This window comes from Streptococcus suis (assembly GCA_024583055.1).
Classification (GTDB): Bacteria; Bacillota; Bacilli; order Lactobacillales; family Streptococcaceae; genus Streptococcus; species Streptococcus suis_V.
Genome location: CP102145.1, coordinates 1,277,506 through 1,299,302 on the forward strand (window position 1 = coordinate 1,277,506; position 21,797 = coordinate 1,299,302).

Annotated in this window: 24 protein-coding genes and 1 tRNA gene; 2 read left to right on the forward strand and 23 right to left on the reverse strand. The window is 44.9% G+C overall.

The window, feature by feature from the left end; translation table 11 throughout:
• Window positions 1-9: 9 nt before the first annotated feature.
• From rsgA to NQZ91_06285, 3 genes are all read right to left on the reverse strand, one after another.
• The gene (gene rsgA / locus NQZ91_06275) at window positions 10-885 is read right to left on the reverse strand and encodes a ribosome small subunit-dependent GTPase A (protein ID UUM57013.1); all 876 of its coding nucleotides are present in this window, start codon (window positions 883-885) and stop codon (window positions 10-12) included.
• 135 nt (window positions 886-1,020) lie between these two features.
• Window positions 1,021-1,863, reverse strand: coding sequence for a cation:proton antiporter (locus NQZ91_06280; protein UUM57014.1), 843 nt, complete (start codon window positions 1,861-1,863; stop codon window positions 1,021-1,023).
• A 25-nt stretch (window positions 1,864-1,888) separates the two neighbouring features.
• Window positions 1,889-2,200: a cation:proton antiporter gene (locus NQZ91_06285; GenBank protein UUM57015.1), complete on the reverse strand. Its 312-nt coding sequence runs from the start codon at window positions 2,198-2,200 to the stop codon at window positions 1,889-1,891.
• A gap of 262 nt (window positions 2,201-2,462) precedes the next feature.
• Here NQZ91_06285 and NQZ91_06290 point away from each other — a divergent pair.
• Window positions 2,463-2,544: transfer RNA gene (locus tag NQZ91_06290), tRNA-Leu, on the forward strand.
• Window positions 2,545-2,597: 53 nt separating this feature from the next.
• Here NQZ91_06290 and NQZ91_06295 read toward each other — a convergent pair.
• The 11 genes from NQZ91_06295 to NQZ91_06345 form a co-directional block, all read right to left on the reverse strand.
• Window positions 2,598-5,030 carry a sulfatase-like hydrolase/transferase gene (locus NQZ91_06295; GenBank protein UUM57016.1) on the reverse strand — a complete coding sequence of 811 codons (2,433 nt, stop codon included), beginning with the start codon at window positions 5,028-5,030 and terminating at the stop codon, window positions 2,598-2,600.
• Window positions 5,031-5,042: 12 nt separating this feature from the next.
• Window positions 5,043-6,773, reverse strand: a complete 1,731-nt coding sequence (locus NQZ91_06300) for a hypothetical protein (protein UUM57017.1) — start codon at window positions 6,771-6,773, stop codon at window positions 5,043-5,045.
• A gap of 201 nt (window positions 6,774-6,974) precedes the next feature.
• Window positions 6,975-7,847, reverse strand: a complete 873-nt coding sequence (gene rsmA, locus NQZ91_06305; protein ID UUM57018.1) for a 16S rRNA (adenine(1518)-N(6)/adenine(1519)-N(6))-dimethyltransferase RsmA — start codon at window positions 7,845-7,847, stop codon at window positions 6,975-6,977.
• Window positions 7,848-7,858: 11 nt separating this feature from the next.
• Window positions 7,859-8,491 carry a tetratricopeptide repeat protein gene (locus tag NQZ91_06310; GenBank protein ID UUM57019.1) on the reverse strand — a complete coding sequence of 211 codons (633 nt, stop codon included), beginning with the start codon at window positions 8,489-8,491 and terminating at the stop codon, window positions 7,859-7,861.
• Window positions 8,492-8,576: 85 nt separating this feature from the next.
• Complete coding sequence (locus NQZ91_06315) at window positions 8,577-8,834, reverse strand: Txe/YoeB family addiction module toxin (GenBank protein UUM57020.1); 258 nt, start codon at window positions 8,832-8,834, stop codon at window positions 8,577-8,579.
• A 1-nt stretch (window position 8,835) separates the two neighbouring features.
• Window positions 8,836-9,096, reverse strand: a complete 261-nt coding sequence (locus NQZ91_06320) for a type II toxin-antitoxin system Phd/YefM family antitoxin (protein UUM57021.1) — start codon at window positions 9,094-9,096, stop codon at window positions 8,836-8,838.
• Window positions 9,097-9,610: 514 nt separating this feature from the next.
• On the reverse strand, window positions 9,611-10,066 hold the full coding sequence (locus NQZ91_06325) for an 8-oxo-dGTP diphosphatase (GenBank protein UUM57022.1): 456 nt from the start codon (window positions 10,064-10,066) through the stop codon (window positions 9,611-9,613).
• 3 nt (window positions 10,067-10,069) lie between these two features.
• The gene (locus NQZ91_06330; protein ID UUM57023.1) at window positions 10,070-10,438 is read right to left on the reverse strand and encodes a hypothetical protein; all 369 of its coding nucleotides are present in this window, start codon (window positions 10,436-10,438) and stop codon (window positions 10,070-10,072) included.
• Window positions 10,431-11,021: a ribonuclease M5 gene (gene rnmV, locus NQZ91_06335; protein ID UUM57024.1), complete on the reverse strand. Its 591-nt coding sequence runs from the start codon at window positions 11,019-11,021 to the stop codon at window positions 10,431-10,433. The genes NQZ91_06330 and rnmV overlap by 8 nt, the downstream gene beginning before the upstream one ends.
• Window positions 10,984-11,766 carry a TatD family hydrolase gene (locus tag NQZ91_06340; protein ID UUM58829.1) on the reverse strand — a complete coding sequence of 261 codons (783 nt, stop codon included), beginning with the start codon at window positions 11,764-11,766 and terminating at the stop codon, window positions 10,984-10,986. Before NQZ91_06340 ends, rnmV begins: the two co-directional genes overlap by 38 nt.
• A gap of 230 nt (window positions 11,767-11,996) precedes the next feature.
• Window positions 11,997-13,223 carry an ArgE/DapE family deacylase gene (locus NQZ91_06345; GenBank protein UUM57025.1) on the reverse strand — a complete coding sequence of 409 codons (1,227 nt, stop codon included), beginning with the start codon at window positions 13,221-13,223 and terminating at the stop codon, window positions 11,997-11,999.
• 147 nt (window positions 13,224-13,370) lie between these two features.
• Here NQZ91_06345 and NQZ91_06350 point away from each other — a divergent pair, with 147 nt between their 5' ends.
• Complete coding sequence (locus NQZ91_06350) at window positions 13,371-14,252, forward strand: diacylglycerol kinase family lipid kinase (GenBank protein UUM57026.1); 882 nt, start codon at window positions 13,371-13,373, stop codon at window positions 14,250-14,252.
• 51 nt (window positions 14,253-14,303) lie between these two features.
• On the opposite strand, the gene rpmH is transcribed toward NQZ91_06350, so the two are convergent.
• The 9 genes from rpmH to NQZ91_06395 form a co-directional block, all read right to left on the reverse strand.
• Window positions 14,304-14,441 carry a 50S ribosomal protein L34 gene (gene rpmH / locus NQZ91_06355; protein ID UUM57027.1) on the reverse strand — a complete coding sequence of 46 codons (138 nt, stop codon included), beginning with the start codon at window positions 14,439-14,441 and terminating at the stop codon, window positions 14,304-14,306.
• Between the two features lie 157 nt (window positions 14,442-14,598).
• On the reverse strand, window positions 14,599-15,609 hold the full coding sequence (locus NQZ91_06360; protein UUM57028.1) for a protein jag: 1,011 nt from the start codon (window positions 15,607-15,609) through the stop codon (window positions 14,599-14,601).
• An 18-nt stretch (window positions 15,610-15,627) separates the two neighbouring features.
• A complete protein-coding gene (locus tag NQZ91_06365) occupies window positions 15,628-16,437 on the reverse strand; it encodes a YidC/Oxa1 family membrane protein insertase (GenBank protein ID UUM57029.1) in 810 nt (269 codons plus the stop codon).
• Complete coding sequence (gene rnpA, locus NQZ91_06370) at window positions 16,421-16,780, reverse strand: ribonuclease P protein component (protein UUM57030.1); 360 nt, start codon at window positions 16,778-16,780, stop codon at window positions 16,421-16,423. The genes NQZ91_06365 and rnpA overlap by 17 nt, the downstream gene beginning before the upstream one ends.
• 86 nt (window positions 16,781-16,866) lie before the next feature.
• Entirely contained in the window at window positions 16,867-18,252 is a 1,386-nt protein-coding gene (gene argH, locus NQZ91_06375) for an argininosuccinate lyase (GenBank protein ID UUM57031.1), read from the reverse strand.
• Between the two features lie 9 nt (window positions 18,253-18,261).
• Window positions 18,262-19,458 carry an argininosuccinate synthase gene (locus tag NQZ91_06380; protein UUM57032.1) on the reverse strand — a complete coding sequence of 399 codons (1,197 nt, stop codon included), beginning with the start codon at window positions 19,456-19,458 and terminating at the stop codon, window positions 18,262-18,264.
• Window positions 19,459-19,649: 191 nt separating this feature from the next.
• Complete coding sequence (locus tag NQZ91_06385; GenBank protein UUM57033.1) at window positions 19,650-20,198, reverse strand: hypothetical protein; 549 nt, start codon at window positions 20,196-20,198, stop codon at window positions 19,650-19,652.
• Window positions 20,199-20,268: 70 nt separating this feature from the next.
• Window positions 20,269-20,796 carry a transcription repressor NadR gene (locus tag NQZ91_06390; protein UUM57034.1) on the reverse strand — a complete coding sequence of 176 codons (528 nt, stop codon included), beginning with the start codon at window positions 20,794-20,796 and terminating at the stop codon, window positions 20,269-20,271.
• 102 nt (window positions 20,797-20,898) lie between these two features.
• Window positions 20,899-21,774 (reverse strand): VOC family protein, encoded by an 876-nt coding sequence (locus tag NQZ91_06395; protein UUM57035.1) that lies wholly within the window; start codon window positions 21,772-21,774, stop codon window positions 20,899-20,901.
• Window positions 21,775-21,797: the final 23 nt, after the last annotated feature.

Genomic DNA, 21,797 nt, shown 5'->3' on the forward strand with positions numbered 1-21,797 from the left:
ACCAACTTTCTATTTGAATTTCTTACTAACTTTGCTATAGGTTTCGCGCTGATTTTGGATTTCGCTCAAAAATTGTAGGTAATTGTCAAAGCGACTTTGGGAAATGGCAGAGCTTTCTACCGCAGCCTTGACTGCACAGTCCGGCTCGTGAGTATGAGTACAAGTTCTGAACTTGCAAGCCTGACTGGCCTCCGCAATTTCTGGGAAACAATCCGTCAGAGCCTCTGCCTCCTTGACCTCGTAGTCCAAGGATGAAAAGCCCGGTGTATCCGCAATTTTCCCGCCGAATACATTGTAAAAACTGACCGCACGTGTCGTATGGCGACCGCGACCAAGGCTGTCTGAAATCGCCCCCGTTTCTAAGGCCAAATCTGGCGCAAGGCGATTGAGCAAGGTCGACTTGCCCACACCTGTCTGACCCATAAAGACCGTGACCTTGTCGGTCAAGAGCGGCGTCAGCTCCTCCAAGCTGAAAATGAAGGGATAGCCAATTTTTTCATAGATGGCCTTGAAGGCATCCATTTCCGCATGGTCCTCCAGCAAATCCATCTTGGAAATGTAAACAATCGGTTCCATCTCCTTTTGCTCCAAGAGCACCAAAAAACGGTCTAAGAGATTGGCATTAAAATCCGGCTCCTTGGCCGACATAATCACGACCGCTTGGTCAATATTGACAATGGGTGGCCGCACCAAGCTATTCTTGCGCTCATGGATTTTTAAAATATAGCCCTCCGACTGCTCCTCAGCCGAAAAGTCCACAAAATCTCCAACGTAGGGCGTCTGGACTTTCTTGCGAAAATTTCCCCGCGCTCGGGTCTGATAAATCTGTCCATCCGCCTCGACATAGTAAAAACCAGCCAAGGCCTTAATAATTCTTCCTTGCAAACAAGACTCCTTTGGGTATTCTTATAAGTATTATACCAAAATTCCCTAGAAAAAAGGGAATAACAGGTGTTTAACTGCTACTCCCTCATCTAAAAACTGACTCTTTTTATCCATAGTGCGTTTTTCTACTTACGGCTATTTTTCTAGTAATTCTTTGCCAAATCGGTCCAGCGGGATAGCCCCTAGAAGTGCGGTGACTAGAATTCCCAAGACAGCCACAGATAAAATCAATTGCCCACTAGCCAGACCGGCCACCAGGGGAATACCACCGATAGCCGCCTGAACAGTTGCCTTGGGCAGATAGGCAATGACACAGAACAGCTTTTCCCGCTTACTAAAGCCATTGCCACTGACGCTAAGCCAGACAGCCAGGGAGCGGATGACCAGGGTCAGAGCAATTAAGCCCAGCGCTGGCAAACCAGCCACTGCAACGTAGGAAATATCCACGATGGACCCGACCAAGGCAAAGAGGAAAATTTCCCCAATGACCCACAAACGGCTAAAGAAACCAGCAAACCCTGCAACCTCAACCGGCAAGGCCTGACGATTAACCACCATGGTCGCCACCAGAATAGCCAACAAGCCTGAGAATGGAAACCGATTGGCATAGCGAGCCTCAATCGTCGCCAACAAGAAGGACAAACTAAAGAGCAAGAGGTATTGGTAGATAGGAGGAAGGCTGTCAGACTGGCGAATTGTTTTCAAGAACCTGGCAAAGGCTAAGCCTGCCAAGACCCCCACTAGCATACTGGTCAGAATAGTCAGTGGAATATTGACCAGGGATAGGACTTGGAAATCCCCCTTCTGAACCAGGCTAAGGAAGGCCGTAAACAGGACAATCACCACCACATCGTCAAATGAGGCCCCCGCCAGTATCATTTGGGGAATTTTCTTCTGATGGCCAACTTTATTTTCAATCAAGTCCACCATGCGCGGAACAAAAACCGCAGGAGATACTGCTGCCATGACACTGCCCATCAGAGCGGCCTCCCCATAGGACAGGTCAAAGAAAAGAGGCGCAGCCGACCAACTCTGCACAGGCTGGTAGGAAGGACATAAGCACGGCTGACCGACCAATGGTCTTGAAATCCGATAATTTTATGGTCAAACCTGCCTTTATCAAAATAATAATCAGGGCAATCTTACGAATATCTGCTGAATTATCCAATAAACTCCTATCAATCCAATTCCCAACATAGGGTCCCAGCAGCATACCAACAAGCAGGAAACCAATGATTTTAGGCAGACCACCCTTTTGGCATAGCCAAGAAACAGTAACCGCTGCTATACAAATTAAGGCCAAAGACAATAACATAAACCCCCTCATTTCTCCAAGAAAAATTCAAATCTAGATTGGTATAAACTCCTACACCAAACTATTTGATTAGGAGAAACACATTAGCGCAGGGGTTGATTGTTCAAAAGGCTCGAGGAACCTTTGAAGCTGTGGGGGCAAACGAACTCTTTCAACTTTCTGAGTTCTGGCCCACTCCCAGTATAAGCCAAATAGAGAAAGATGTAAAGTTGCATTTGCCTCTAGCCAAATGAAGAAAAACGTAGTATAATAGTATCTATAAGCGGAGGTGGTGGAACGGCAGACACGCATGCTTCAGGCGCATGTGCCCATCGGGTGTGAGGGTTCAAATCCCTTCCTCCGCATATCATGATAAAAACTCAAAACCCAAGTCAGACAACTGGCTTGGGTTTTAGTGTTATTCCGTAACCTTAAAGAAATTCTTTTGTTTGAGCAGGTAGCCCTTGCCTGCCGATAGGTCGTACTGGACCATCTTGAGTTCTTCTGCTACCTTGGCATCGCGCTCGGTCAAACCCACTCGGTCCTTGTGGAGGACTTCCGTCAAGAGGGCATAGTAAGGGCTGACCTTGGCATTGGTGGTCTCTAGCATGAGGGCATTCATATCGCTTGAATTGACCAACTCGTAATGACGGTCCTCCGTCTCAAAATTGCTCCAAATGAAGTAATCCGTCTTGTATTGGAGGCTAGGGTCTGTCACAAAAGCTGACTCAGGATAGAGCCCCGGCAGGTGGTCGCCATAGAAGACAACCGTTACCTTTTGATCCAACTGCTTGAGCTGGTCCAAGAAATCGCGGGTCGACTGGTCCGTAAAGGACAAAAGTCTTGCATAGCTGGTCAAATTGGCATTTTCCTCAGCCGTGAAATTGACCCCTGTACCTGTAATGGCAACTGGCTCCTCTGAGTGCCACTGGACATGGTTTTGCATGGTTATAGCCGAGACAAATCGAGGATTACCTGACCGCACCTGCTCCAGTATCAAATCATAGGTCTTCTTGTCGCTGACAAAATTCCCCTGATAATCCTCAGCCGTCACCGCAATAGGATGGGTCGTAGAGTTCAAGGTGTAAAATTGCTCAATCCCCAGCTGCTTGTAGATGGCATTGCGGTTGTAACTGGTATCAAAATAAGGATGGATGGCCACACGCGCCGTGTCCGCATACAAATCACTGATACTTGGCAACTTCTTCATCCGAGGTGCCACATCCAGATAGACAGACGAAATGGACGAATTGTAATTGTAAAAAGGCAAGCCACTGTAAACCTGAAACTCAATATTAGCCGTACCCCCACCATAATGGTCACTCTTCATGAGACCGCTGGTCGTCTGGCTCATAATCTGCTCAATATTTGGCAGGACATTTTGGCTCAAGGTCACACCCGGAATCCGTCTCGGGTCCGCCAGACTCTCGCTGAGAATGTAAATAACGGTCTGGTCGGTCAGCTGATTGGCACGTTCGGCGTTGATTTCCTCTGCCAGCTTTTCATATTTCTTGACGATAGCCTTAATGGTTTTCTCCGAATATCCCTGCGGTTCTTCCATGCTGGTCTTACTCAACTGTTGCAGCCAGAGGAAGGATAGCGTGCGATAACGAGCCACGAAAGCATAGCCCTTCCAATCCACGTTCCGCCAATTATTGACCTGGGACAAAATCGGTATCCAACTGGCAATCTTGTGGTCTTTTTCCTTGCGGATAGCAAAGCCCATTCCCACAATCAAGAAAACAATTATGGCAACCGTCACCAAGCGCTTCCAGAAGGTCTTTACAATTGGCCCCAGGAAATAGCGCCTGTGAATACGACGATAGAAATAAGCGGCGATGATTAGAAAGACGACTGATACAAGGACAATGCGCAAACTGATGAAGCTGAGAATCATCCCCATATTTCCAATCCACTTGAAATCATTTGGAGTCAGAGGCTCTGACCGGTAGCGGAATTTGAGGAAATTGGCTGTAATCAAGGTCACATTGAGGCTGGCAATAACAGCCGCCGACAGGACCTGACGATTGAGCACTAGGCTGATGATGACGTTGAGCAAAAAGAGACAGCCTATCTGAAAAATGATGGCACCAGGGAAGAGATGGCGGGTAAAATAAGACCCCGTCGCCCCAGCCATGGAGACCTGATAGCCGATATGGGACAGGCTTGCCAGCACCAGACTGATAAAGACCATGCTGTGGACATTGGTCCTGTGGGCCCGAAACTCCTGCCAGGTCTTTACCAGATAGCGTAGGAAGAAATAGATCGCCACAAAGTGTAGCACCGCAAAAATCGGTACCTGTACGAAGAAGTCCGTGTAGATGCCTTTTTCCACCAGCGTTTCATAGTGGCTGTCCTTCCAGTAGGAAATGGCCAGAGGGCTCAAGGACAAGAGACTGGTCAAAAGCAGGTAGCCATCTGCCACCAGATACTTGTCTGACCAGCTCCTCAATTTCCCACGGATTCGCCCATTATTTCGCCAGTAAATAGCCAACAAAAGAGGCAGGAGCAACATAAGCACCAACTCATACTGGAAGAGATTGTTGCGGAAGATGTTCCAGGGCTGGAATTTCTTAGCGTTGAGGCGATAGACCAGATTGACCAGATAGAGGCCACCGATGAAGTAGCCCACATACTTGGCAAAGACCTTGGTTTTGATAAAGTCTTCATACCTATCCAGCAGGACCAAGATATAAAAAGTAAAAATAAGATAGGCAAGCAAGGGCAGGGGGATAAACCAGAGCGGGAAAGATACTCCACTTAGCAATAGAGCCCGACCCATCGCCAGCAAAACGGTCATAATCATAACCAGAATAAATTGCTTGCTTGCCTTTGGATTGATTTGTTTCATAACATTTCTCTCTTAGGAAAGGCTTGATTTTCGGTAAATAAAGATGTAGTACATCGACCAGACTAGCCATCCAGTCAAACTGATAATGATAACTGGCAGTAACCACCATTGTTGTTTGTAGGATAGGACAAGGGTATTCTTCCCCGGTTGGCTGGTAACCGTTGGCACACCGATTTCGGAAAGTTCTACAGCCTCTCTATCTAAAACGGTGTTATTCAAAACAAGCTGACTGTCTTGGTAAACAATAACTGGTACCGCAGTTTCTTCTGCTTCTGACGCCGTCCAAGTCACCACCAGCTGATTACCATCAACTTCTTTGGCAAAATCTTGATTTGGTAAAATCACTTGGTCACGATAGGTAAAATAGGTATTATCCGACTCTTCGTTGGTCAGATGTCCAGTCTTTTCTGATAAATCTGGTACATAGTCCGGCGTGGATTTCTGAGCAATCTGGATAAATTCGCCCAAGTCTTTAGAATGAAATGAAGCCTGTAACTCTTCCGTCGTCCCGTACAAGGTCGTATGAATTCGTTTTTGCAGGAAAGTATCACTGTAATAATGCCCATTGATTTCCTTATAACTTTCATTCCAGAGGAAACCAACCGAAACAAGCAAAGAAATAATCGTCAAACCAGAAAAGATTTTCTGCATTTTTTCTGACAAACCAGAAACCTGGACCCCTACGACTGCCAGTAAAAGAGCATTGGCATAGAGGAAAAAGCGGAATGGAAATTGGATCAACTCAACTAAGTCAATCCCCTTGCCAGCTACTAATTGCCAAGGGAAGAGGTTGGTTGACAAAATCAAAAATACTGCGTAGGTAAAAGCAAGACCAGCCAGAACCAGCGATTGTTTCTTCCAATTTTTCACCAAGAAATAGAGATAGGTCCCAAAGAAAATTGGCAATGGATATGGATAGTATAGAAAGGCTGTTTTGAGCCACGTTACGGTATTGAGTACAAATTTTTTGTTAACAAATGGTGGTACCAAAGCGTTGGTTGCATTGATATAAACCAGTGGCAACCAGATATTGATAGTCAGGAGCAGAAAAATCCCTACCGACAGGGCTACTTGCCCAATAATCTTCATTTTTTGGTCTGATTTCCACCAACCAATAAGGAAGAGAATGCCATAGGCAATGACCAAGAACAAGGTCGATAGCATATGAACCTGCAACATGAGCCCTACCGCTCCTGCCATGAGGAATTTCGGTACTTTTTTGGTCTGCAAGAAACGCACTGCAGGGATTAAACAAAGCGGAAAGAGAGCCACTCCCCAGCTGGTAAATCCTTGGGTTGCCCACCAATACTGAATGGAGTAGGTCGTCACAAAGAACATAGATAAGAGAATGGAATGAGTATATTTGACCTTGACCTCACGCATGAGGAAATAGAGGGAGGTTGCACTCAGAGTTCCCAAGAAAAGATTGGATAAAATCTGATAGCGGAACCAGGTCCCACTTAAAAGAACTAGCGCCCCCTGTAAATAGGCAAAATAAGGTCCATAGAGAGCATTGACAATCCGTCCTGACTGCTGGTAGCCATACAAACTGATGATATAGGAGAAATTCCCCTCCTTCATCTGCATAGCCGCATCATAGAAACGATTGTAGTGGAAAATCAAGTCCGCACCTGTCACCATGCCCTTAGTGAGCAAGTGGGGAACCAATAATAATAAAGAAAAGCCCACAAATAGGCCCAGGGCTACTAAATGGGGATGCTTTTTTAGCATAGTTTTTAACATATCGATACCTTCATAAAAAAAGAGGGAAATCCTCTCTTGTTTTTGTAAATATTCTGCCAATTTGCAGACAATATTTTTCAAAAGTTAGTCACTTTTCAGTATAGCAAGCTTTCCACCCACTGTCAACGAACAAGGCAAACAGAAAAAAATTTTCCATTAAAATAAATATTGATTGCAGATTTCTCCGCAATCAATACTTGCTTATAAACCGACTTCCTGCAGGCTGTAAGACAGACGTGCGAAGTCAGCCATAGAAAGCGCTTCTCCACGGACACTGGCTTCCAGCTCTGCCATGCCAAGTGCCTGCGTCAGCTTATCCTTGACCTCTTCGGACTTGCCAAAATGGTTGGTCAGGTTGTTCCACAGGGTCTTGCGGCGGTGAACAAAGCTGGCCTTGGACACCCGGAAGAAGAAATCTTCGTCTTTGACACTAACCAAGGGTTGGTCACGACGGACCATTTTGAGAATGGCGGAATCCACGTTTGGAGCGGGCACAAAGACAGTGCGAGGCACGATGAAGGCCACCTTGGCAGTCATGTAGTACTGGACCGCAATGGACAGGCTACCATAGGCCTTGGTGTTTGGCTCGGCAGAGATGCGGTCGGCCACCTCCCGCTGCATCATAACCACGAACTCGCTGAAGGGGATCTTGCTCTCAATCAGGTGCATGAGGATGGGGGTGGTGATGTAGTAAGGCAGATTGGCCACGACCTTGATGGGCAGATCTGGATTCTTGAAGTTCTGAATCTGGGTCTGCAGATCGGTCTTTAGGATGTCTTGGTTGACTACGGTTACATTGTCAAAGCGACCCAAGGTATCCGCCAAAATCGGAATCAGGCGGTCGTCAATTTCAAAGGCCATGACCTCAGCAGCACTCTCTGCTAAAAATTCTGTCAAGGCCCCGATTCCAGGACCGATTTCGATGACATTGACATTCTGGTCAATCTCTGCCGTGTCCACAATCTTCTGTAAAATATTGGTATCGGTCAAAAAGTTCTGACCGAAGGATTTCTTAAAGGTAAACCCGTGACGTTCCAGGACGGCACGAGTAACGTTTTTGTCTGCGATTCTCATGTGTGTTCTTTCTAAATAATTCTGTAGGTAGTCATTAATTCTCTAACTTCTTCCACCCCAATATCATCATCTGCTTCTTCAAAAGCAGTAATGGATTGCATAAATGCTTGTTCAGCTAAGTCAGTTATTCTGCTTGTAGCATAGATTTCCCCCAAACCTCGATAGGCACAAGCTTGGGCAATGAGGTCATCTGTCATCAAAGCATTCTCTAAACTTCGTTTCATAAAATGCAGAGCAGATTCTAGCTCTCCTAATTGCAATCGCAAATAGCCTTGCTCATACTCATTAACCGACCATTTCAATTTGTCTTCTGAAAAATCAGTTGCTAGCAACTTAGCCTCTTCCTCAATTAACTCCAAAGCCTTCTCAAAGTTACCTTGACTCCGATAGACCATGGCAAGTTGGTGCAAACCGATATGCTCTTGCTCCACGTCTTTTTCATTGCGAGATAGTTGAATGTAGCGTTGACAAGCTAATAAAGCTTTTTCAAAGTTTTGTTCGTCAAGATAAATGTAGGCAAATAAATTGAGAACAGCATATTCCAAACAAGTCTCAACCCGATAATCTTCCTCAATCAACTGCTTTGCTTCTACTATTTTTCCTTCAAAAAAATACTCCCATGCCTTGTCTATAGTATTACTCATATACATCTCCCATCGTATCTTCACATTATTCTGAGTTCATAATCTTGATTTTACCAACGGTTACTAGATAGTCTCCATTCTATCCTCACTTATAATGGTCCTTTAGCGACAAGATATACAACTGGTCGGATTCTACCATATAAATCAACCGATCCTCCGCATCAATCCGTCTCGACCAGGCACCCTGATAATCATACTTCAAAGGTTCTGGTTTGGCAATGCCTTCAAAAGGATGTCGTTGCGTATCCTTGATAATCTTATTGATTCGCTTCAGTGTTTTCTTATCCTGACCCTGCCAATAAAGATAGTCTTCCCAAGCATCCTCTGTAAAATGGATTCCCATGCTAGTCAGCCTCTATCAGGTTTCGTTCTTGAGTTTGTCCCGCTTTGACTTGAGCCATACCACGTAGAACTTTTTGGGACAGATAAGTGTTCCGAGCAACAGCAAGGGTTTCTTGTAAACTATCCCACTCACTCTTTGAGAGTACAACAATATCTTCCTCTGGATTTTTATTAACCACGACCAAGGGCTCAAACTCGTCATTGACCTTTTTCATATAGTCCTTTAAGTGGTTTCGAAAATGGGAATATACAATAGCTTCCATAAGCAATACCTCTCATCATTTCTAGGCTTACTATAGCATAGAAAAAAAGAGTTGTCAAACTTATTGTACAACTCTTCATCAATTCTTATGCGTGTTTCTCATTTTTTGCCTTTTATTTTAAAAAAGCGGAACAAAATACTTGTTGTTTTCCGAATTAATCTAGTGTAGGGAAGTTCCGAAGGCGGGACGGAAATCTGATGCAGGAGGTGAGGCCATGGCACAACTCCTTAGAAAGGTGACCGTCGATGTCAGTTTATGAGGCAATTGAGCTAATGATAAACTTTGGCATTCTTTTACTGGCTATTTTAACATTTCAACGAAAAAAATAAACAGTAAAACCGCACTTCCAACTTTGACAGGTCTGTAAGTAGCGGTTTTTCTGTTATCTACAAATACGTCCCGTCTTTAAAACGGTCCTATGGGTCATCAGGTGAAAACTTGGTGACCTTTCTGTTTTTATTGTAGGCTTTTTAAGTGAAATTGTCAAGTCAATCGGCAGTTTGCTTCGCTAAACTCACTTATTCTCCACCTTCCACTCACCATCTTCAAACCAGTAGAAATTCTCCGTCAGCTGTGGCTGTTCAAAGATTTCCAACATAGCTTCAAAACCGTCTGCCAGCTGAACATTCTTCAGGTCCGCACGATCAATCCAAAAGACTTCTCCCTCATCAGAAGATTGGAGAACACCTGAAAACTGGTTGGTTTTGTAGCAAAATACCAGATAGCGATACTGGTCAGTAGGATCCGTCCAGTTTTGAATGCCACAGAGTTCGAGATTGGATACAGTTAAACCCGTTTCTTCCTTGATTTCACGAATGACAGAGGCAATAAGCGACTCATTTGGCTCGATATGCCCTCCAGGAAATGTGATTCCCGGCCACTTTGCTGACTTTCGTTCCTGGACCAACACCCGCTGACCCTCGCTAATCATACACATATTGGTTAAGACAACTTGTTCTCGTCTAGACATTCCCTATCTCCCCAAATCATCAAAATAATAGAGATTCAAAAATTCTTCCTCAGTAACTAGACGTTTAAAATTGTAAAACCAGCGATAGACTTCCACGGCTGGTCCATCAAACTCTACCCTGTCGTCCATTTCTTGCACACCAGCAATATGAAACAAACGACTCTGTTTCCAAATCCCATCCGCATTGACATAGCCATCTTCAACTGAACCACGCAAATAGTCTGCTAGTTTGTTCTTATCAACCTGCTCATCCTCCCAAACAAGGACATCAGCCGGCAGCAAATAGGTCACTTCTTCATAAGATGAGTAATTCTCATAAGTAGGCTCAAACTCGTTTTTTACCAAGCACTTAACAGCGTAAACTCTATCCATGATAGCTCACCATACACTCCTCCACTTCCACCAAACTTATCCCAAACAGCTCCAAGCGTTTGAGGAGTTGCTTGCCGTTGCAGTAGCCGATACGGAGCTTCTCTCCCAGATGTTCTCTCCGCTTGCGGCTGTCGCCCCCCATAAGCAAGCCTAGGCGAATCAGGTCTGACTTGCTGATGTCAAAGTTTTTTTCATCATCATAGTAGCCACGAACGCCCGCCAGGGCCTTTTCCAAGTCTTCAAAGCTGGCGTGCTCAATCCCCAGGGATCGTCCTTTTGTTTTGGACTTGGGGGCAGCCTCGTCCCGCTGTAAGAAGGCGTGTTTGACTGTGGGAATGGTCTGCATAATGATCTTCCGAATCCGCTCGCCATTGTAGTCTGGGTCAGTAAAGACAATGACGCCACGCAGGTCATGGAGTTTCTCAATGCGTTCCAAGTCATCGTCTGATATGGCAGAGCCTCTGGTTTCGTAGGTATCTACCTCGTAAAACCTTTTCAAGTTTGCCGTATCATCCTTGCCCTCGACAACGAGGACTTCTTGAATCTTAATTTTCTGAGTCAATTCTGAACAAGCTCCTTGCATTCTCGTAGGTTGCTCTCGCCACCTCTTCGACCGACTGGTTGCGAAGTTGGGCCAGCATATCCACCACATATCTGGTGTAGCCGGTGCGATTTTCCCGACCACGCTTGGGAACAGGCGCCAAGTAGGGTGCGTCCGTTTCGACCAGGATTTTTTCTAGGGGCAATGCTTGCGCCGCCTCCTTAAGTTCGACGGCTTTTTTGAAGGTCACCACTCCCGAGAAGGAGATGTGCATGCCCAGTTCCATGAAGGCCTGAGCCTCCTCCAGCGTGCCAGAGAAGGAATGCATAATGCCTCCGCGCGGACCGACGCCGACTTCCTTGATGATCTGGTAGGTATCTTCCAAAGCATCACGAGTATGAACCACAAAGGGCAAATCCAACTGCTTGGCCAACTCCATCTGTCGCTTGAAGATATGGGCCTGGGTTTCCTTATCTGCCGTCATCCAGTAGTAGTCCAGCCCAATCTCCCCCAGGGCAATGACCTTGGGATGCTTAAGAGCCTTGAGTAGATAACGTTCAACTTCTTCATCATAAGTGCCAGCCTCAGTCGGATGCCAGCCCAATGTCAGATAGATTTCAGGATGCTGATCAGCAAGCTCCATAGCCTTGTCAATGGTTGCTCGGTCAAAACCGACGACGTTGTGGAGGGTGACCCCCATCTCCTTGGCAAAATCTAGTTCTTCTTGGACCCGACCGTCAAACTGCTCGACGTTGAGGTGGGTGTGGGTATCAAATATGTCTATCATCATACTTCTCTTTCTTTTCTACCATTATACCATAAGCCACCTCTGTATTTGGCTGAGAAAAAGCACCGAACCCTGTCCGATGCTTTCTTTTATGGTCATTCTTCAAGCTGGCCGTCCTTAAATCCTGTGAGATCTTTTCTGTCTCTAGTATATTATATTTTTGAATAGAGTATAAACAGATGACGCCTATAACAGTTTTATCTTTCATCAGTATCCAGCAAACATTCCAATTATGAAAGATAGTCAGATAGAATGGCTTGATAAATCGCAATAAAATCCCAGTACTGCTCCACCGGTAAACGTTCATCAATCTTGTGATTGAGCATGGGAATGCCTGGGCCATAAACGGCCACGTCAAACGTTTTCTCCGACAGAGTAAATTGGGCTGCATCGGTTGTTCCCGACACCGCTAGAGGGACTAAGGTGGTTGGCAGATCGTTTTGTCCTGACAGGTCACCTCCTAAAACCTCTTCCATCTGCTTCAACTGGGCAGGAACCTGTAAACTAGGAAACTGCTGCTGTACTTTCAAAATAGACTGAATGAGTGGAGAATTCTTATCACTAACAACTGGTTTTTGATCAGCAGTCACCTCTATACTTAAATCAAATCCTTCTTGCTCATTCAGCTCTTCAATCACTTCCTTGACTGTTCGAATTACGTCTTGGTTATCAAAAGCAGGGATTGTCCTGGCATTAGCTTCAAAACTTGCCCAATCGGGAATAGAATTCACCTGTTGGCCCCCAGTTACCACCGTAATATTATGAAAGGTTTGCCCTAACTCTGGATCAGTATGCTTTGTTGCTTCTTGTGCAATAGCTTCTGATATCTTCAGCATAGCATGATTGAGGTGCTCAATGGCATTGTTCCCGAGTTCTGGCATGGAAGAATGGGCTGCCGTACCCTTGGAAGTGACCTTGTAGTTCAACGATCCTTTATGAGCATAAATAATCCCAATATTACAAGGTTCTCCAATTAGCATACCATCTAAATCATCCACATAGCCCAGCTTCGTTAGCTGCTTGGAACCATATTCTCCAACTTCTTCACCAACAGTCGCCAACAATCGAATGGTCCCTGAATAGTCTTGTGATTCATGGAGGGCAACCATAGCCAGAACAAGAGCTGCAAGACCCGACTTCATATCTGAAGCTCCCCGTCCCCAAAGAATCTTGTTTTCATCAACGAAACCTGAAAAAGGAGAATGGGTCCAATCCTCGGCATTTCCAGCACTGACAACATCCAAATGACCAGTTAGACCCAATTTTTTCCCAGGCCCATTTGAAATTTCCGCTACTAAACTGGCACGTCTTGGCGCAAATTCCACTAACTCGCTCTCGATGCCATGAGCAGATAAAAACTCTTGAATATAGCGAGCCAGTTCTTCTTCATTGTCATTTTCTGTATTAATCTGTATCATGTCCTGTAACAATTGGACTGCTTCTTCTTTTGTTACCATATCGATTCCTCCTTATAATATCCTAGTATATCACTTTTAATTGTTTTTTGATATATTGAATTCACGTGACAAGGAGCTCCTCTTTGCAATCACAGTCCAAATACCTTATAATATAAAGGTAAACTATATTCTTGAAAGGAGACTCGCATGAAAAAAGCTTTATTAGTAGTGAATCCTAGTTCTGGTGGGGAACGTGCCCTGGAGTTTAGAGACTTGGCCCAGGTCAAATTGGAGGAATATTTTAACCAAGTCCTTATAAAAGAAACTCAAAAAGGCGGAGATGCTTGCCAATTCGTCAAGGAGGCTGCACAAGAAGGTTTTGACAGTGTCTTTGTCATGGGCGGAGATGGGACAGTTAACGAGGGCATCAGTGGTCTGGCTAAGGAAGAATATCGACCGAATTTTGGATTTTTCCCACTAGGTACGGTCAACGACTTAGCGCGAGCCTTGGGAATTCCCCTTGATCCAGCGCAAGCTATTAAACAATTTGATCCGAACCGTAAGCGCCCTCTTGATATTGGCCAGGTCAACGATAGCTACTTTATGAATGTCGTGGCAATCGGCGCTATTCCACAAGCTATCAATAATGTTGATCCAGATGAGAAAACCCGCTATGGGAAGATGGCCTATTTCATCAATGGCTTCAAGGAATTGATAAACAACCAACGCTATGAGTTTCAGATTCAATTAGACGGTGAGACTAAGGAAATTGCCTCGACAACCATCCTGATTGGACTGACTAATTCCATTGGTGGGTTTGAAACCCTTCTTCCAGATGCCAAGGTAGATGACGGCCTTTTACACCTGCTCTATCTGAAAGATAGCCACTTCTTAAATACGGTATCTGCCATTCCTCAGCTGATGGGCGGCGTCACAGAAGAAAGTAATAGCCTGGGTTATGAAACCTTCAAGGAAGGGGAAATCAAACTTCTCGATGGGGACCTACAAATCAACATTGATGGAGACGAGGGAGATCGTCTTCCTATTCGTATCTCGGTCCTTCCATCTCACCTATCTGTTTATTATTAAAAAAGAAAAAACCAGCAGACTCGAGTTTCTGCTGGTTTTACATTCGACTTCTTATGCCACTGCAAGCACTTTGCGTCCTTTACGACGACGAGCTGCTAATACACGACGGCCGTTTTTAGTTGACATACGGTTACGGAATCCGTGTTTACGAGCACGACGGATTTTACTTGGTTGAAAAGTACGTTTCACGATGAATACCTCCTCTTAGATTCTTGTATTCGTTTAGCCGGCTAGTTTTGATCAGTTACTAAACATACCAAACTATTTTATAAGAATTCTGACTGTTTGTCAAGGCATTTTGACCTATTTTCAGTAAGGAGTGTGAAAAAAAGAGGCTAAACCTCTTTTAATCGTTGTGTCCTTCAATGTCCACGACCACATAGCGGTTAGGCTCGCTACCTTCAGAATAGCTGGTCAAGCCGTCCATTTTGGAAATAATCCGGTGGATAATCTTGCGCTCACTGCTAGACATCGGATCTGTGTGATAGGCCTCTTGTTCTGCCAGGACCCGCTCCGCCAATTTTTGAGCGTAGCCTTGCAAGACTTCTGCACGATGTTCCACATAGTCATTAACGTTGATACTGATGTAGAAATTGCGCTCATAGCGGTTGTAGAGGAAGTTCTGCGCCAACAATTGCAACGCCTTCAAGACCTTGCCGTGGTAGCCGATTACACGACCAGGCTCATTTGTATCAACCTGAATGTTGATGGTACGGCGATTATGGCTGGTCTCGATCCGTGCCTCAACGTCCATGTCATCCAAGATTTCCTGCACGTAAGCTGATACTTCTGCCACCACCTGCTCAATGTCATGCTGGTACTCGATTTTAATGTCTAAGTCGAAAAACTCTTCCGATTTTGAAACAGGCTCTGTCTCCTCAGTAGCCTCAGGAGTTTCAACAACTACTTCAATTGTCTCTTCTGCAGTGGCCGGTTGCAGGAGTTCTTCTGGCAAAATTTCGATACGACCTGTTTCTTCTAAAATCGTAGTCGCTTCTTTTTCATTTTTCAGAATCTGAGCCTTGATATCATCCTCTAAGACCTCACCAGACTTTTCGTATTCCTTAACAGCGGCAACAACCTTACCAAGGTCAATCGTCGCTTCTGATACACTTTTCACTGGCTCGTTTTGCTCGTTGATTTCATCTGGAACGCCACGAACAGCCTTCTGGTTAGCCTTGACAACCGTTGTTTCATTGATAACATCAATATCGACGACCGCTGGTCTCTTACCAAAACCAAGGAAACCTTTTTTCTCACGAGCAACGACAGTAATATGTGCCTTCTTACGAGGGATATTTAATTCTGCCAAACCATTTTGGATGGCTTCTTCAACATTTGCACCTGTAAATTTCATCTTTTCTCTCCTACTATCCTATTTCTTTTTCTGGGCTTTTTTCTGAGCTTTCCTAATTTTAGCCTGGCGCGCTTTCTCTGCATCAATCTTAGCTTGACGCTCTGCTATGATTTTAAAAGGATTATTGAAAATCAAGGTTTGAACAACTTGGTAAGCGTTGGACACGGTCCAATAAAGGGCAACCCCGCTAGCTGACGTCACGGCAAAGAAGAAAATGAGAAACGGCATGACGTACATCATCACGGTCAGAGCACCATTTTTCTCTGGCGCAGCCTTATTGGTCAACCAGGTACTAAGGAAGGTGAAGACCGCTGCCAGAATCGGCAAGATAAAGTACGGGTCCGGCTGCCCCAAGTTCATCCAGAGAAACTGGCCAACCTTGAGAGCATCCACCTTAGTCAGGGCTTGGAAAAGAGCCAAAAGAATGGGCATCTGGATCAAAAGCGGTATAAAGGATGACCCCATGCTGACGCCGTTTTCTTTGTAAAGACGCTGGGTCGCTTCAGCCAATAATTGGCGGCTTTCCATATCCTTGCCTGGATAGCGTTCCTGCAACTCTCTCAGCTGCGGCTGAATTTCCTGCATCTTGCGAGAGGATTTTGCCTGAATCTGAAAGAGTGGCAACAATAAGGTCCGAATCAAGATAGTGAAAAGGATAATCCCAATACCGATATGACCATTGATAGACAAGAATTGGATGATGCTGGCAAACCACTCAATGAGTGAATCCCAGGCACCCGAAGATTGGTTGCTGGCTTGATTTCCACAGGCTGCTAACACGACAAGGGACAGGGTCAAGAGGCCCGCCCATTTAATTTTCTTTTTCAATCTCAACACCTTCCTGGTAGAGTTTCGCAAGTTTCAAAACATGGAGCAGATTCTTCTTGATTTCTTGGTAGGTCAATTCCTCCACACCCTTACGGGCAATGATGACAAAATCCTCTGCCTGTATATCTTTTTTCAATTCAAGCAGAACATGCCGCAGGCGACGCTTGATTTTATTGCGTGTGACGGCATTTCCTAACTTCTTGCTGACAGATAAACCTACACGAAAATGCTCTTTTTGATTGGCTAAACGGTAGACCACAAAGCGTCGATTGGCAACATTGTGTCCCTTGGAAAAAATATCATTGAAATCTCGTTCGCGCTTGACACGGTAGCTTTTTCTCAAACTGTCACTCCATCTTTCAAAATTACCTCTATTATACCATAAAATTCAAAAAAGCCAATAAACATCACGTTTAGAGGCATTTTTCATTATTTATCTGGGTTTAATTCCGCTGTCGCTTGCTGAATTTGGTGTTGAACTGACTCAAATCCTGTCCCACCCAGTGAGGTTCTGCGTTCCACCGCTGTACGAGATTGCAGGGCCTGGTAGATGTCCTCCTCAATCAAGTCCGTCACTTCTTGGTAACGTTTCAGCGGAATATCCTGCAAGTAGTGACCAGCCTTGGTGCATTCCAAGACTAGCTTGCCGACCACTTCATGGGCCTGGCGGAAAGGCATTCCCTTGCTGGCCAAGTAGTCTGCCAACTCAGTCGCATTGGAGAAGTCTTTCTCGGTTGAAACAGCCATTCTATCCTTGTGAACGGTCATGGATTCCAGCATACCGGCCAGTATGTCAATGGCAACTGTAATGGTCTCCGCCGTGTCAAACATGCCCTCTTTATCTTCCTGGAGGTCTTTGTTGTAGGCCAATGGCAGAGCCTTCATGACGGTCAGTAAACCAACCAAATTGCCCACTACCCGACCCGATTTTCCTCTGATCAACTCTGCCATATCAGGATTTTTCTTCTGCGGCATGATAGAGGAACCTGTTGAGAAGGTGTCCGATAGGGTGACAAATTGGTACTCATGGGAACACCAGTTAATGATTTCCTCGCATAAACGAGAAGCATGCATCATGAGAATAGAGCTATTGAACAAAAATTCCAAGATGAAATCACGGTCAGACACCGCATCCAATGAATTGCTGTAAGGTTTGGCAAAGCCCATCAAATCAGAAGTCAGTTGACGGTCAATGGGAAAAGTAGTTCCTGCAAGGGCCGCTGCGCCCAGCGGTGACATGTCCGCATGCTGGATATTGAAAGTAAAGCGCTCGCTGTCACGGGTGAACATTTGATAGTAGGCCATGAGATGGTGACCAAAAGAAATGGGTTGGGCATGCTGCAAGTGCGTATAGCCCGGCATAATGGTCTCCACATGTTCCTCAGCCAAATGGACCAAGACCTGACGTAGATTGGCCAATTTCTCAATCACCTCATGGAGCTTGTCCTTGAGATAGAGGTGCATGTCTGTCGCGACCTGGTCATTCCGTGAACGAGCCGTGTGGAGCTTGCCAGCCACTGGACCGATTTTTTCCGTCAAGAGCGATTCCATGTTCATGTGGATGTCTTCGTTGGTCACGTCGAATTCCAGCTGACCAGTCTCATACTCAGCCAAGAGCTCTTCCAGACCAGCCTTGATAGTGTCTGCTTCAGCCTGCTCGATGATACCTGTCTGACCCAGCATGGTCACATGGGCAATGGATCCTTGAATATCAAACTTGGCTAGTTTCTGGTCGAAGCGGATAGAGGCACCAAATTCCTCTACCCAGGCCTCCAAGCTGGCCTCAAAACGACCGCCCCATAATTTCTTTTCCATCAAAATCTCCTATTGGTTTTGGTGATGTACTTCCGCATTTACCTTGGTTGGCAAGCCCCAGAGCTTGATAAAGCCGACTGCTGCTGCCTGGTCAAAGGTATCTGCACTTGTGTAGGTTGCAAGATTTTCATCATAAAGTGAGTTTGGTGATTTTCTAGCAACGACTTGAGCTGTACCCTTGAACAATTTAACCTTGGCAGTACCGTTTACCACTGACTGGGTTTGTTTCAAGTAAGCCTTCAAGGCATCTGTCGCTGGATTGAACCACAAACCGTTATAAATCAAGTTTGACAATTCATTGGAAATGATTGGTTTGAAGTGAGCTACTTCACGAACCAGGGTCAAATCTTCAATTTCCTTATGAGCTGTCAAGAGGGTAATGGCACCTGGGCACTCGTAGATTTCACGCGACTTGATACCCACCAAACGGTTCTCAACGTGGTCGATACGACCAACACCATGGGCACCCGCAATCACATTGAGTTTCTGAATCAAATTAGCCAGGCTCAGCTCTTCTCCATTGACGGCAACAGGTACACCAGCCTTAAATTCGATTTCGACATATTCAGGCGTATCTGGTGCCTTTTCTGGAGCAGTCGTGATACCGAATGCATCTTCTGGCGCCTCGTTCCATGGATTTTCCAAGACACCACACTCATTGGCACGACCCCAAAGGTTTTGGTCGATTGAGTAAGGGCTGTCCAAATTAGCTGGAACCGGCACACCATTTTCCTTGGCAAAGATAATCTCTTCCTCACGAGACCAGTGCCATTCACGAACCGGAGCCACAACCTTTAAGTTTGGATCCAGGGCAGCGATTGCCACCTCAAAACGAACCTGGTCATTTCCCTTACCGGTACAACCGTGGGCAATAGTCGTCGCGCCAGTCTGGTGAGCAATTTCAACCAGTTTTTTAGAAATCAAAGGACGGCTGAGAGCGGATACCAATGGGTATTTTTGCTCATAGTAGGCTTGAGCTTGGAGGGCAGGAAGCACGTAGTCATAGGCAAACTCTTCCTTAACATCGATAACATGGGACTCAACCGCACCGATCGACAAGGCCTTGTCATGGATAAATTCCAAATCCTTACCCTCACCCACGTCCATGCAGACAGCGACAACATCATAATCCTTCTTCAACCATGCAATAGCAACCGAAGTATCCAAACCACCTGAATAGGCTAGGATTAATTTTTCTTTCGTCATAATCATTCTCATTTCTATTTAAATTAGCAAATAAAACTTAGTGACTATTATAGTGTATATTTATACTTTTTGCAACATATTTATACACATTTTTTAAAAAAATTGAATAAATCTCGTACATTTACAGAAAAAACAAGAAAAAGCCAGAGATTTTTCTCCGACTTCTAGACTATATTTTATCTCAACTCATATTAAGGTTGATAAATTTTCCGTTCTTTCAAGATTTTCCAAAAATAATATGCCAAACTAAAATCGAGCAATCCATGAAGTGCAGAACCTAGACCAACTAAGCCAAGCATAGTCATCCAATAAGTATCTGAAGTCTGCCCGCCCGAAGTCAGGGCCATAACTACAATATACTCCCCTAAGCCATGAAGTAGATTGAGACCAATCCCTAATAGGAAGAAACGCTTGGTGTCCATAAAACTTGGAAATCGTTTTATTAAAAAAGCTCCCAGAGTAAGAAAAATCAAGTGGGTTAATGCACGAAATACGATGACAATAGGAAATCCTGCTAAAAAGAAGCCTAGACTGGAGCCCAATGCTACCAATATGGCCGTTGCTGGTGAAATAAACATTGCAATAAACAAGGGAATATGACTAGCAAGTGTGTAGGATGCTGGACCAATAACAATTTTAATCGGCATTATCAATGGAATCAAAATAGCAAATGCAGTAAGAATCGCACTAATGGAAAGCTGCTTGACGGAACTTTTAGATGATAGTGTTAATTGGGACATAAGGAACCTCTCTTTCTATAGGTTCGATTATAAACCAAAACATTACAGGTGTCAAGACACCTGTAATGTTTTATTGATTTTCTAGCAAAATTCCTGCAGCCTTTAATACCAAAGAAAGTTCTTGGTAGGCTTGAACCGAGGGAAATGAGACAGTATGAGTATGAACTCCTTCTGTTAAATTACTCAATAGTACTCCTTTATAATGACTCAAATCATCTAAAAAACGGTCCCGATCTTCAAAACTGGTAATATTTAGTTTGCCAGATAATAGACCGTAAATAGGATGTTCAATTTCGACATCAAGGATTTGAGCTCCTCCCTCTAATAGGATAGTCAACTCTTTTTCAACATCTTCTGGTCCATGTTGACAAGCTATTTTACGAATATAAGCACCTTCAAGAGGCGCCAGAGAGGACTGCAGTAGGTAGCCTCTCGGAGTCGCCAAAACCAGATCCCCCTCTGCTCGAAGCAGGGCTATATCTCCCACAATCACCTGACGGCTCACTCCAAATTCTTTTGCTAGGTAATTCGCTGAAAGTGGTTGAGATGTTGCCTGTAAAAATGATAAAATGCGCTTTCGTCTTTCTATTGCTTTCATATCGTCTCCCCTCTACTTTCTTTCATTATACCAAAAACCGAGCCAATTCATTCTTGTCTAATAAAAAAACAGAAACTGCTATCCAGTTCCTGCCAATCTTGACTAATTTAATATCGTTTGAATAGTTGCGAAATCTAGACGTTTCATGGTCAACACTGCATCATTAACAGCCTTGATAGTTTCTGGGCTAGCCGTATCGTATGCTGCCATCAACATACGCGGTACAATCTGCCAAGAAATCCCAAACTGGTCCTTGACCCAACCGCACATTTCCGCCTCTGGCACTGCTGATAGGAGGTCATAATAGAAATTGAGCTCATCCTGACTATCCACATAGACCATGAGCGAGAAGGCTTCGTTGAATGAAGCTTCACCACCGTAGCCGTGGTCCATGACAATCAGTTTCTGTCCACCGACGAGAAGTTCCGCATAGTTCAGTTTGGCAGCCTCAACAGCAGCCTCCCCTTCACCATAGTAGGAAAGTTGACCGACACTAGCCTGAGGGAGCTTGTCCTTGTAGTAGTCCAACATTGGCTGGGCCAAACCAACCTGATCCTGAGAGAAGAGCAGGCAGATGTCAAACTGATAAGGCTTGTCCAAGTCGGGTGCATAAGACAGTTGCCAAGACAGACCAAAGCGGTCTTCCAACCAGACATAGTAAGGGCTGAAGGGATACTCTCCCAAAGGCATGAGAATACGACCACCTTCTGACAAGGCTTGGTACAAACGTGCCACTTCATCCTTGTTGGCTACATTGACCATGAGGGACATGGACTCATTGAGCTTAAAGTATGGACCCGCACTAATAGCCGCCAAGGTCATATCGCCCAGTTGAAACTGAATCAAATCAGAATCACCCGAAGGCGTATCCGTAATGGTGTAGGTCCAGTCAACATTGCCACCGAAGAGGTCCACATAAAAAGCCACCGCTTCTTTTGCCTCTGTATCATACCAGAGATGAGGAATAATAGGTTGCATAAGATTTCTCCTTTTCTTTCGTC

What these genes read in the sequence shown, in the direction of transcription:
- NQZ91_06360 (UUM57028.1), bottom strand. Translation starts at nt 15,609, where the DNA reads ATGAAATTTACAGGTGCAAATGTTGAAGAAGCCATCCAAAATGGTTTG.
- NQZ91_06300 (UUM57017.1), bottom strand. Translation starts at nt 6,773, where the DNA reads ATGTTAAAAACTATGCTAAAAAAGCATCCCCATTTAGTAGCCCTGGGC.
- NQZ91_06315 (UUM57020.1), bottom strand. Translation starts at nt 8,834, where the DNA reads ATGGGAATCCATTTTACAGAGGATGCTTGGGAAGACTATCTTTATTGG.
- NQZ91_06385 (UUM57033.1), bottom strand. Translation starts at nt 20,198, where the DNA reads ATGTCCCAATTAACACTATCATCTAAAAGTTCCGTCAAGCAGCTTTCC.
- NQZ91_06285 (UUM57015.1), bottom strand. Translation starts at nt 2,200, where the DNA reads ATGTTATTGTCTTTGGCCTTAATTTGTATAGCAGCGGTTACTGTTTCT.
- NQZ91_06345 (UUM57025.1), bottom strand. Translation starts at nt 13,223, where the DNA reads ATGGTAACAAAAGAAGAAGCAGTCCAATTGTTACAGGACATGATACAG.
- rnmV (UUM57024.1), bottom strand. Translation starts at nt 11,021, where the DNA reads ATGCAAGGAGCTTGTTCAGAATTGACTCAGAAAATTAAGATTCAAGAA.
- NQZ91_06310 (UUM57019.1), bottom strand. Translation starts at nt 8,491, where the DNA reads ATGAGTAATACTATAGACAAGGCATGGGAGTATTTTTTTGAAGGAAAA.
- NQZ91_06340 (UUM58829.1), bottom strand. Translation starts at nt 11,766, where the DNA reads ATGATAGACATATTTGATACCCACACCCACCTCAACGTCGAGCAGTTT.
- NQZ91_06395 (UUM57035.1), bottom strand. Translation starts at nt 21,774, where the DNA reads ATGCAACCTATTATTCCTCATCTCTGGTATGATACAGAGGCAAAAGAA.
- NQZ91_06390 (UUM57034.1), bottom strand. Translation starts at nt 20,796, where the DNA reads ATGAAAGCAATAGAAAGACGAAAGCGCATTTTATCATTTTTACAGGCA.
- NQZ91_06330 (UUM57023.1), bottom strand. Translation starts at nt 10,438, where the DNA reads ATGGATAGAGTTTACGCTGTTAAGTGCTTGGTAAAAAACGAGTTTGAG.
- NQZ91_06380 (UUM57032.1), bottom strand. Translation starts at nt 19,458, where the DNA reads ATGACGAAAGAAAAATTAATCCTAGCCTATTCAGGTGGTTTGGATACT.
- NQZ91_06320 (UUM57021.1), bottom strand. Translation starts at nt 9,096, where the DNA reads ATGGAAGCTATTGTATATTCCCATTTTCGAAACCACTTAAAGGACTAT.
- NQZ91_06280 (UUM57014.1), bottom strand. Translation starts at nt 1,863, where the DNA reads ATGGGCAGTGTCATGGCAGCAGTATCTCCTGCGGTTTTTGTTCCGCGC.
- NQZ91_06295 (UUM57016.1), bottom strand. Translation starts at nt 5,030, where the DNA reads ATGAAACAAATCAATCCAAAGGCAAGCAAGCAATTTATTCTGGTTATG.
- NQZ91_06325 (UUM57022.1), bottom strand. Translation starts at nt 10,066, where the DNA reads ATGTCTAGACGAGAACAAGTTGTCTTAACCAATATGTGTATGATTAGC.
- rsmA (UUM57018.1), bottom strand. Translation starts at nt 7,847, where the DNA reads ATGAGAATCGCAGACAAAAACGTTACTCGTGCCGTCCTGGAACGTCAC.
- argH (UUM57031.1), bottom strand. Translation starts at nt 18,252, where the DNA reads ATGGAAAAGAAATTATGGGGCGGTCGTTTTGAGGCCAGCTTGGAGGCC.
- NQZ91_06350 (UUM57026.1), top strand. Translation starts at nt 13,371, where the DNA reads ATGAAAAAAGCTTTATTAGTAGTGAATCCTAGTTCTGGTGGGGAACGT.